We start from the raw sequence: 11,329 nt of genomic DNA on the forward strand, positions 1-11,329 counted from the left end.
GCAGGGACACAGAATAATCTCGCTTTAGCTTACATTAACAGAATCAGAGGAGAGAAAGCCGACAATTTAGAAAGGGCTATCGCTGCTTGCCAGGAAGCTTTGAAAGTTTATACTTTTGACGCATTTCCACAAGATTGGGCAGGGACACAGAATAATCTCGCTTTAGCTTACATTGACAGAATCAGAGGAGAGAAAGCCGACAATTTAGAAAGGGCTATCGCTGCTTGCCAGGAAGCTTTGAAAGTTTATACTTTTGACGCATTTCCACAAAAATGGGCAATGACACAGAATAATCTCGCTATTGCTTACCGTAACAGAATTAGAGGAGAGAAAGCCGACAATTTAGAAAAAGCGCTCGCCTACTACCAAGAAGCTTTGAAAGTTTATACTTTTGACGCATTTCCACAAGATTGGGCAGGGACACAGAATAATCTCGCTTTAGCTTACATTAACAGAATCAGAGGAGAGAAAGCCGACAATTTAGAAAAAGCGATCGCATCTTATCACAATGCTTTAACAATAGACACCAAAGAATCTGATCCCCTTAATTGTTTACAAACTGCCCGTAATTTAGGTATTTTACACTACGATGAAGAACAATGGCAACCGGCAACAGAAGTCTATAATATCGCCATTGAAGCGGTAGAGAATGCCCGCTTAGAAGCATTAAATCCCCAAGATCGTCAAGAGGTTTTATCCAATGCTATTGATGTTTTTCATCGCATTGTACAGGCGCATCTTAACCTCAATCAGCCGGAGAAGGCATTGGAATATATCGAACGCAGTAAAGGGCGTAATCTGGTGGAATTAATCACCCAGAAAAACCTACAACCCCAAGGCGTTAGTCAAGAAATTATCGCCCAATTAAATGAATTAAAGCAAAGAGTGGTTAATGAACAAATTCGTTTACAACATCAAAGCATTAATCAGAATTTAATGCGTAGTGATAACTTAACTCCCTACGTTCAAGATCATAGTTATCTGAAAGAATATCAACAAGACTTAGATAATTTTATTGCAAGAGAAATTAAAGATCCTCTCTTTAGCCTCACTCAAAAAGTTGAGCCGATCGCATTTATAGAGATTCAGGCTTTAACTGATGCTGAAACTTGTCTGCTGCAATGGTACATTACAGGGGAGAAAATACTCGCTTTTGTGGTGTCTGCTGATGGAGAGGTTAAAGTTTGGCAATCTTCCGAAGATGATATAAATCAATTATTTGATAAAATCAACAATTATCTACAGCTTTACTACTCCAAAAATGGCAAACAAGAATGGAGAAATCAACTGTCTAACCTCTTACAGACTTTTGCTGATATTCTGCATATTAATGATATTCTTGCCCTGATTCCCGATACTTGTCAACGCTTAATTATTATCCCCCATTGGTTTCTGCATATTCTCCCTATTCACGCCTTACCTGTTGATCCCCCCCAACCCCCCTTAAAAAGGGGGGAGTCGGTAACGGGGGGATCAGAATTACAAGATTTATTTCCCAAGGGTGTACAATATGCCCCTAGTTGTCAAATCTTGCAAAAAATCACCCAAATTTTTCACCATTCAGACTTTAATAAACTGTTCGCTATTCAAAACCCCACTAAAGACTTATTTTACACTGACTTAGAAGTTAATATCCTCTCAACTTTCTTTACTGAACCTCAAGTTATCGCCCAAGATAACGCCACTAAAAACGCTGTTCTTCCCCATCTCAAATCCTCAGATAACCACTGCTATCACTTCTCCTGTCATGGAGGCTTTAACCCAGCTAATCCCCTAGAATCCGCCTTATTATTAGCCAATAAAGAATCCTTAACATTAGGCGAAATCTTTGAACTGCGCTTGCATAAATGTCGCCTTGTCACCCTTTCCGCTTGCGAAACTGGCTTAATTGATTTAAACTCTATCAGCGATGAATATATCGGTTTACCCAGTGGTTTTCTGTTTGCAGGAAGTCCCAGTGTTGTCAGTAGTTTATGGACAGTTAATGACCTGTCAACCTCCTTCTTGATGATTAAATTATATGAGATTTTATTTGATGAGAATCAGCAAGTTTCTGTACCAGTTGCTTTAAAACAAGCTCAAAACTGGTTACAGAATTTAACCGTACAAGAATACTTGAATCAGTTGGATAGTTGCCTAAAAATTGTCAAGTCAATGCAACAAAAATTAACATCAAAAGAATTTAATCGATTGATGGATATGATTGAAGATGAACAAATTAGAATAAAAGGGTTTGAACTTAATTATAAGCTGTTCAATAACCCTTTTTATTGGGCTGCTTTTACCGCATCAGGTATCTAAACTAATCACAAAAATTGTCTAATGTTTCCCTAAAAACGTGAATAGCGAGAGGAGTTGCTACCACTACCAAAACTGGATTACCAGAAGTAGCAAGTAAACCAACTAATCCACCTAATATATTAGGTGCTAAATCATCTTTAACTCGGTCATGACATATTAATTGACGTGCTTGGGTGATAGCTTGTTGCCAAAAATTATCTTCATCTGCCCTCACTGTATCAATATTTGAACGCCTTGCTAATCTAATAGCAGCATACTTCAAATCGCCATCACACCGCTCAATTAAGTCAATATCTCCTAATGCGTTAGAATCCTCTGCCAATTCAGCGCGAAACTGGGCAATTTCTTCAGAAGTAACTTTAGTTGATTCAATATCCATAGGTTGTTCTTATTTACAGACAATGCTAATTGTATAGTTTCTATTTTGCCATCTAAAGTGTTAATCTAACTGGTCACTGATAACTGAAAAGGTTCTTAATTCCCTACCATTGTGATAATTGCTGTCATTTAAACCACGACAAAATTAACTAATTTGCCCGGGACAACAATCACTTTTTTGATTTCCTTGCCCTCTAAATAACGTTGGGCGATTTCTGATTCCAGGGCGAGGGTTTCTAAGGTGCTTTTATCGGCACTAGCGGGAACTTGTATCGTGCCTCTGGTTTTTCCCAAAATTTGGATGACAAGGGTAATCTCGTCCACAATAAGGGCAGTGGGATCAACTTTTGGCCAGGGTTGCAGGTGAATTGATTGGCTATGGCCTAAAGCTTGCCATAATTCTTCGCTAAGATGGGGAGCAAAAAGGGAAAGTAAGATTAATAAGGTTTCGATTCCTTCCCGATAAATGGGGGATTCAAAACACTTATTATCCCCTAAAGCGTTACTGAGTTTCATTAATTCTGAAATGGCGGTATTAAATTGATAATCTCCTTCTAAATCCTCGGAGATTTCTTTAATAGCGGTGTGAATTGCCCGTCTTAAATCTTTGTCAGTTTTCGAGAAAGTTTCTATTTTTTTGACTTGCTTGGGTTTATTTTCAATATATTCGCTGACTAAACGCCACACCCGATTAAGAAAGCGAAATTGTCCTTCTACCCCCGCATCATCCCACTGTAAATCTTTTTCTGGGGGTGCGGTAAAAAGTATAAACATTCGGGCAGTATCGGCCCCATATTTTTCGAGAACTTTCAGAGGATCAACGCCGTTATATTTCGACTTAGACATTTTTTCAAAGAAGAAAGATAGAACTTCTCCCGTGTCTTTATCACGATATTTATCCTCTTTATAGATAACATTTTCTGCGGGGACATATTTGCCAGTTTCGGGATTTTTGTAGGTTAATCCCTGTACCATTCCCTGGGTTAATAGACGGTTAAAAGGTTCATCGACATTAACTAAACCTCGGTCTCTTAAAACTTTGGTAAAGAAACGAGAATAGAGTAAATGTAGGATAGCGTGTTCGATTCCTCCGACGTATTGATCCACGGGCATCCAATCATTAACCTTCTCGAATTGAAAGGGTATATCTTCATTTTTAGCATCGGTATAACGGAGGAAATACCAACTAGAATCGATGAAAGTATCCATGGTGTCTGTTTCCCGTTTTGCGGGAGTGCCACAGCGAGGACAATCCACATTTACCCAGTCTTCTAATTTGGCTAAAGGAGAAGCACCTCGACCGCTAAATTCGACATTTTCCGGTAAAGTAACGGGTAAATTATCGATAGGTACTGGCACGGTTCCACAGTTAGGACAGTGGATAACTGGAATCGGACAACCCCAATATCTTTGACGGGAAATTAACCAATCCCGGAGGCGATATTGTATTCTAGCTTTGCCGTAACCTTGGGCAGTGGCATAATCAATAATAGCGGTTTTTCCTGCTGTAGAATTAAGTCCATTAAATTGAGCGGAATTAATCATAATTCCCGCTTCTGTGTAGGCTTCTTTTAACTCAATTTCGCCACTTTCTGGAGTAATAACTATCTTAATTGGCAGGTTATTTTCCTGAGCGAATTTAAAATCGCGACTGTCGTGAGCCGGGACTCCCATCACTGCCCCCGTCCCGTATTCGTAGAGGACATAATCAGCAATTAAAATCGGAATTTCTTCACCAGTAAAAGGATTAATTGCCATTCCTCCGGTTTTAATACCGCGTTTGGGTTTATCTTCGGCGGTTCTTTCTAATTCGCTTTCGCTGGCTATCTCTTGAATAAAAGTTTCTACGGCCGATTTTTGTTCGGGAGTGGTAACTTGTAAAGTTAAGGGATGTTCGGGAGCAAGTACCACATAAGTGACTCCATAAACCGTATCGGGACGAGTGGTAAAAACGGCAATTTTTTCTGTGGAGTTAACAAGAGGAAATTCTAAATAAGCACCTACCGATTTACCAATCCAGTTGGCCTGCATGGTTTTAACCCGTTCTGGCCAACCGGTAAGTTTATCTAAATCAGTGAGTAATTGTTCGGCATAATCGGTGATTTTTAGGAACCATTGCCGGAGTAATTTTCTTTCTACTTTAGCACCCGATCGCCAAGATTTTCCTTCACTATCTACCTGTTCATTGGCCAAGACAGTTTGATCGATAGGATCCCAATTCACTGCCGCTTCTTTTTGGTAGGCTAATCCTGATTCAAAAAACTGTAAAAATAGCCATTGGGTCCAACGATAATATTCCGGGGAACAGGTGGCAACTTCTCTTTCCCAATCGATAGATAATCCTAACTGTTGTAATTGCCGTTTCATCTGGGCAATATTTTGATCAGTCCATTTTGCCGGAGGAACTCCCCTTTCAATAGCGGCATTTTCTGCCGGTAATCCGAAAGCATCCCACCCCATGGGATGCAGCACGCGATAACCCTGCATTCTTTTCAGACGGGCAATCACATCGGTGATAGTATAGTTGCGAACGTGACCCATGTGCAGGTTGCCCGATGGATAGGGGAACATGGAGAGGGCGTAAAATTTCGGTTTATCGGCGTTTTCTGGGGTTTTGTCCAATCCCATTTGCTGCCAAATCTTCTGCCATTTCTGTTCGATTTCTGCGGGGTTGTACGGCACTGGGGTCTTTTCTCCTGAGTTGTATCTATCCCTCCCATTTTACCGCAGCCGGCTGGGGGTGATTGCCAGTCTTGGAGTTATCCACCCTGCCAAAAACCCTCTGGGTTTTAGTGGTTAATTTTCACGGCGAATATTAAACCTCTTGCATAATTAACTTGTGAGGGTTCAAAAACGTCAAAAATAAGGATTAAATCGCATAAAATCTGTAAATAGACCATTTAACTGATTATTATTTCATTCTTAATTCTCCTGACTACTGACTACTGGCTACTGACTAGAAAATAGAAGCTGAAATAACGCCAATTCGTCGATCATACTAAATCCGTTGAGTATAAGCTACATATCAGGAGAGGTACTCCTGCAAGTGGAGTGACTCTTAAATTATTACAGATGTGTCAGCAGCTGCGTGTAAGCATCCCACCGAAAAACTAATGCGCTCCGGGGTTTGGGGGCGGCGCCACGCCCCCAACGGGGGGTTTGGGGGGTAGAACCCCCCAAAAGCTTGGATTGAGCGATAAAGTCGGAAGTAATACTAAATCCCTTGAGTCTAGGCTACATATCAGGAGAGGCACTCATGCAAAAGGGGGAATAAATAATCCGTTTTTAATAACCAGATTTAGGATCAGAATATTTTCATGTTTGGCGGTGTAACTTGTTGCATCAGGACTGACTCCTAACCCTAACAACAATTTTTGATTTTTACAAGAGGTTAACAGCCGTTCGACTTCACCCAATAGTTACTTGACTGGTATCGACGCCGGTTGCCCCATGGACTTTACTGGCAATTGCAACCATTTTATTTAAAGTCGCCTGATTGGAAACCTTGCCTTTTAGTACAACTTTACCACCAGTTTGAGCGACCCACAATTTGTCCTCATCAGCTAAATCCGGTGTCTCGTCAAAAGCTAAAACTACTCGTTTAGCTAGGCCGCTTTCGTCGTATTTTCCATCTAATCCGACTCTTTCGGGGGGAATACCCGCAGCAGCGGCTTTCCCCGCGATCGCACTAGCGGCATCGGCCGGTTTATCTAAGCCAAAAATTCTTTTTAACCAATCCATTCCTAACACTCCTGATTGAGTTCTAAAACCCCAATTTCTTTAAGAGGGATTTGGTGGAAACGATGTGTCGATCTAATCCTAAACGATCAGGACTGACTCCCACCGCTAAAGCGACTAATTGGGAAAAATGTAACACGGGTAAACCTAAACTTCGACCGATCGCTTTTGCCACTTCCGGTTGTCGGGAATCAAGATTAAGATGGCATAAAGGACAAGGGGTGACTAAACAATCGGCCCCCGCTGCCATCGCCTCTAAAATGTGTTTTCCTGCCATTTGGAACGATTGGGTGGTGGCATAACTGGACAGGGGCCAACCACAGCATTGAGTGCGTCCTTGATAATAAATCGGATTGGCCCCCACGGTCCGAAAGACATTTTCTAGGGATTCCGGCTGAAAAGGATTATCGTAGGGGAGAGTATCCTGGGCCCGCAAGAGATAACAACCATAAAAACTGGCACAATTTAAGCCTGATAAGGGACGAACCACCTTAGCTGCCAAATTATCTAAGCCATAATCGCCGACAATTGCCCAGAGTAGGTGCTTAACCGTCGTCGTACCTTGGTAGGGGGAACAATGTTCTTTCTGTAAATAATTATTAACTTCCTCAACATAATTGGGATTATTATGCTTTGCTTCCTTCAAGCGCTCATCCACATGACCGATCACTCCTTGACAGGTGCTACAGTGAGTCAACAGGGGTAAATTGAGGGCTTCCGCTAGGGCAATATTGCGCGCATTGACGGCATCTTCCAACAGTTGCGAATCTTCCTTATAGGTTCCCGAACCACAACAGGCAGCTTTTTTGAGTTCGACTAAATTAATCCCCAAAGCTTCCGTCAGGGCTGCCGTGGATAAATATAGTTCCCGACAGGCACCTTGGGCGACACAACCGGGAAAATAAGCATACTGGAGATTTTTGACTGTCATGGATTCTAGGAAATTACTACTCATTACCTATCTACCATCTTGGCCCCCTTCCCCTCTGTCATCACTAAAGTCATGGAATTTCTTAATAGACAGCCTTTTGTGAGCTGCTCCCAACAAGTGTATGCTAGTTTGCCCCCCGAAATAATATCCAAAAACGAGGAGAGCCATCTCAACAGTATAATGCCTCTCCTTGAGAAAAATTGTTGTTTTGAGGAGTCGGTTGTACCAATGGCAATCTGTCCGGTCAAGAGGTGATTTACCGGTAGAATTGAGAGTGCAGCCGAGAAATTACGGCCAGAAACCCTATTTTGTCTGCTTACGCCGCTTGAGGGAGGGTGATGACAGCATCAAAGTCAGCACGGCTAGGGAAAACCGAGAGAACCCGATCGAGTTGGGTTAATTCAAAGATAATCTTGACTGAAGGTGGAATAGAACAGATATTGAAGGATTTTTCTTGACTTTGAGCCAGACGAAAGGCAGTAACTAAAGCCATTAATCCAGCGCTGTCGAGGAATTCCACCCTACTCATATCCACGAGAAAAGTGATAGAGCGACTCTGGTTAACCAGATTGGTGAGCTGCTCTTGAAATTCTAGGACGTTAGCGGCGGTAATATAGCCGTTTGGCTCAAATAGAGCAATTTCCGGGACTTTTACAGGACTTTTCATGGCTGGGCTTTGAAATTCATAAATGAACCTTTTAACTGGAGATCAGATACCGCTATTATGTCCTAACTTTCTGATTTTGTAACCTTCGTCTTGATATATTTTCCCTCTCCTGAAAAGATTAATCTTTTCTTAATCTTTACCCTGTGGGAAGGAACCACTTTTAGGTTAACCTGATGATCCGGGGAGTCAAGAGGAACAGTGATCAAGGCTTATTAGGGCGAATACCAGGGGAAAGTCGTTAGGTTTAAGCTCTAATCCCGAATGACTGATGATGAACCAGCATTATACTGGTATTTTTGCTGAAATAAAGTAAAGCAGGATACAGAAACTAGATTTATTGAACTAGAGTAAGGAAATTGTGGATACCCAGCCGACTATCCGCCAATTAGTGGAACAAGCCCTATATTATCGTCAAATCACGCCAGAAATCGAAAACGGAATTAATGAACTCCTCGCTCGTCTTGGCTACGTTTCCGATGTGGATTACGAGGCCCTAGAGTTACTCATGGATGAAATGGACGAGGGCCGGATTAATCTCGTTCCCCGTCGGTAACTTCAGTTATCAGTTATCAGTTATCAGTTATCAGTGGTGAGTTATCAGTGGTGAGTTATCAGTGGTGAGTTTTCAGTTCACTCCGGACCTAGTAACGAAGAACCTGACTGATGACTGATGACTGAACCATCCCCCAAAACCCAATTTCCCCAAATTTCCCCAAATTAATATAATTGACTTCAGGCTTTCTCTTAACCTGATTTTTTCCATGATTCCTTTAACTCTTAATCTCTTGCAAGGTTCCGTTACTTTTCGTTTCAGTCCCAGTGCTGCTCTGGATTTGCAAAGGGAAATTAATATTTTACTTGATCGCCTGAAAGCGATCGCCAGTAATGCCTCTAGTGGGGGTAAACCCCAACCCCAAAAACCGCTGGAATATCAGCACACTGGTGATGTGTTTCTGGAAGTGTTTTGTAATCCCAATATTTATCCGAGTCCTTTTTCGGCTAAAGTTTTGTTAACGGTTCGTGACGATCGCCTACGCTTAACCACAGAAGCAGAATTAACCCGTGTAATCGAAGATTTAGAGCGTTATCTCGACCAAAATAGTTAGAATCGGGGGATTTTTGGGGTTTCGACCTTTCCTTGTCGTCCCACCTCTCCCCATCTGATTATTCTTCTCTAGCTTGCCATGTTACCGACCGATTTATTGATTTCCCGTCAAAATGGCGAGACAATTATTCCCAAACGCTTACCGATCGCTCCTGATTATCTGATGATCGCTCAAGAACAAATCACCTGTTTTCAGGAAAGTATCGGTCAAACTAAGGGAGAATTAAGCCAAAAACTCCTAATCTTGGAGGGAGACAGTCCCGATTATAAAATTAAACGGGGATTTGCTCACCTATTAACCAATCATTTTGCCACCTTTGAGATTATTAGTCCCTTAGAACCGCAGGAATTAAGAAAAAGAGTTTTTGAACAAGCGGCTAACTTTGTTCCTATTCCCCAAAATCGATCGCTAATTCTTCAAACAATTGCCCAGCAACTCAGCCAAGAATTAAATCAAGAAATTTTTCCAGTAGCTCTAGAAAAAGGACTCTATGCTGATTTAGCAGAGAATAAAATTCTCACTCAATTTGATGCTCCCACCCCCGAAAACTTAATTCATCGTTTTAACCTCTCGCAAATTCAAGGTATTTTTTATCGGGCCAGTTATTTAATCATCAACGTCCACCGCAACGATCCGGGGGAATATAAATATCTCTTTCGCTATCTAAAACTATTTCGTTTAATGACTTATATCGAAGGGGATGCCGACACGGGATTTACTATTACTATCGATGGTCCCACCAGTTTATTTAAAGCTAACAGTCGTTATGGCATTGAAATCGCTAAATTAATTCCTGCCTTACTCCATGTTACTCACTGGAATCTGAAGGCACAATTACAGTATAAAGATTCCTATACAGGCACTATTAAAAAACAACAGTTCAATTTAGAGGATAACTGTGGTCTGGTGTCCCACTATTCCCCAGGTAAACCCTATGATAGTATGTTAGAGGAATCTTTTGCTAAACGTTGGTTACAGTTAAAAACTGAATGGCAACTAGAAAGGGAAGTGGATTTAGTGCCTTTACCCGGAGGAGTGATGATTCCCGATTTCCGTTTAGTGCATCCCGATGGTCGCGTTTTTCTCCTCGAAATTGTTGGTTATTGGCGACCAGAATACCTACAAAAGAAATTTTTACAGGTTAAATCGGCCCAAGCAAACAATCTAATTTTAGCCGTATCGGAACGGTTAAATCTAGAAAAAGCTGGAGTTAAATTCCAAAATCTACCCGCTCAGGTTATCTGGTTTAAAGATAAATTATCACCCCAAGCAGTGTTAGAAGTTTTAAGTTAAAGGTTTAGGAAGCTAAAAGCGGAAGTATGGTTTGATACTCCCGCTTTGGTTTAATCACACTAGGTTAACTCTTTCGCTTAAGACCAGACAATGAGAGCTACATCATTGAGCAATGGCAGGACTGATGGACACTTTCACCACTTTATTTTTTTCTTCTTCCGCTTTCGGGAGGGTGAGGTTGAGAATGCCATCTTTGTATTCAGCGGTCACGTTACTATTATCAACCTGAACCGGTAGAGGAATAACCCGATGGAATTTACCATAACGGAATTCAGTGCGGGTAAATCCTTCTTCTTCGGTTTTAATTTCCGATTTTCTTTCACCATTAATGGTCAGACTATCGGCTGTTACTTCCACGTTGAGGTCTTTGGCTTCCATACCAGGTATTTCCAGTTTAAGCTGAACTGCCTCTGGCGTTTCGGTAATTTCCGCCGCTGGGATGAAGGATAACCCCATTTTTTCGCCATTGCCTACATCAGTCGGCACAAGACGGTCAAACAAGCGATTCATTTCTTTCTGTAGGCTTTCTACTTCTCTGAAAGGTTCCCAACGTATAAGTGCCATATAAGTCACCTCCGAAGTTTTCTTGACGCTAGAGATGTTGGTTTATCTCTACACTTTTAGGATAGATAAAAGATTCTCTGACTGGGGTAGGGTTTTCGGTATTGAGTTTTTCCAGATTCCCGTACTATCTCCTATACTAGGGTCTGCTGAAAAAGTTTTTCCTGGTGGCAGGGTGTGGCCCCCCAACCCCCCCGACATCGGGGGGGGCAGGTGGGGTGTGGGGTTTTACCCATTTTCACCTGGTCAATTACCTAATTTTCAGGGAAAAAGTACCTGAATTTTCCCCTCAATCACTGCAAGGGTCGGGACTTTTTGAGGTCAAAAAAGTCTAAAAGCCTTATCCAACAAGGT

The 11,329-nt window shown here is 41.6% G+C and carries 10 protein-coding genes; 4 read left to right on the forward strand and 6 right to left on the reverse strand.

The genetic code is table 11. From position 1 onward, the window contains the following. Nucleotides 1-2,301, forward strand: a 2,301-nt coding sequence (locus O9295_RS09955) for a CHAT domain-containing protein (RefSeq protein WP_288032851.1), incomplete at its 5' end; no start/stop codon positions are given. A gap of 1 nt (nt 2,302) precedes the next feature. On the opposite strand, the gene O9295_RS09960 is transcribed toward O9295_RS09955, so the two are convergent. From O9295_RS09960 to O9295_RS09980, 5 genes are all read right to left on the reverse strand, one after another. Next, complete coding sequence (locus O9295_RS09960; protein ID WP_288032852.1) at nt 2,303-2,680, reverse strand: hypothetical protein; 378 nt, start codon at nt 2,678-2,680, stop codon at nt 2,303-2,305. A gap of 128 nt (nt 2,681-2,808) precedes the next feature. Then, nucleotides 2,809-5,361: a leucine--tRNA ligase gene (gene leuS, locus O9295_RS09965; RefSeq protein WP_288032853.1), complete on the reverse strand. Its 2,553-nt coding sequence runs from the start codon at nt 5,359-5,361 to the stop codon at nt 2,809-2,811. A gap of 726 nt (nt 5,362-6,087) precedes the next feature. Beyond that, nucleotides 6,088-6,420, reverse strand: coding sequence for a BON domain-containing protein (locus O9295_RS09970; protein WP_004162645.1), 333 nt, complete (start codon nt 6,418-6,420; stop codon nt 6,088-6,090). Between the two features lie 22 nt (nt 6,421-6,442). Continuing rightward, complete coding sequence (locus tag O9295_RS09975; protein ID WP_002761270.1) at nt 6,443-7,372, reverse strand: CoB--CoM heterodisulfide reductase iron-sulfur subunit B family protein; 930 nt, start codon at nt 7,370-7,372, stop codon at nt 6,443-6,445. Between the two features lie 292 nt (nt 7,373-7,664). Further along, nucleotides 7,665-8,015, reverse strand: a complete 351-nt coding sequence (locus O9295_RS09980) for an STAS domain-containing protein (RefSeq protein ID WP_002761268.1) — start codon at nt 8,013-8,015, stop codon at nt 7,665-7,667. Between the two features lie 358 nt (nt 8,016-8,373). Between O9295_RS09980 and O9295_RS09985 the strand changes: the two genes are divergently transcribed. The 3 genes from O9295_RS09985 to O9295_RS09995 all read left to right on the forward strand — a co-directional run bounded on the left by O9295_RS09985 (nt 8,374) and on the right by O9295_RS09995 (nt 10,414). Further along, nucleotides 8,374-8,568 (forward strand): hypothetical protein, encoded by a 195-nt coding sequence (locus O9295_RS09985; RefSeq protein WP_002761266.1) that lies wholly within the window; start codon nt 8,374-8,376, stop codon nt 8,566-8,568. A gap of 208 nt (nt 8,569-8,776) precedes the next feature. Then, entirely contained in the window at nt 8,777-9,121 is a 345-nt protein-coding gene (locus tag O9295_RS09990; RefSeq protein ID WP_061430783.1) for a hypothetical protein, read from the forward strand. Nucleotides 9,122-9,199: 78 nt separating this feature from the next. Beyond that, complete coding sequence (locus O9295_RS09995; RefSeq protein WP_287739583.1) at nt 9,200-10,414, forward strand: DUF790 family protein; 1,215 nt, start codon at nt 9,200-9,202, stop codon at nt 10,412-10,414. Between the two features lie 102 nt (nt 10,415-10,516). Here the strand turns inward: O9295_RS09995 and O9295_RS10000 are convergent, their stop codons facing one another. Further along, nucleotides 10,517-10,978 (reverse strand): Hsp20/alpha crystallin family protein, encoded by a 462-nt coding sequence (locus O9295_RS10000; protein ID WP_104395463.1) that lies wholly within the window; start codon nt 10,976-10,978, stop codon nt 10,517-10,519. Nucleotides 10,979-11,329: the final 351 nt, after the last annotated feature.

This window comes from Microcystis sp. LE18-22.4A (assembly GCF_027531105.1).
GTDB classification, from domain to species: Bacteria; Cyanobacteriota; Cyanobacteriia; order Cyanobacteriales; family Microcystaceae; genus Microcystis; species Microcystis aeruginosa.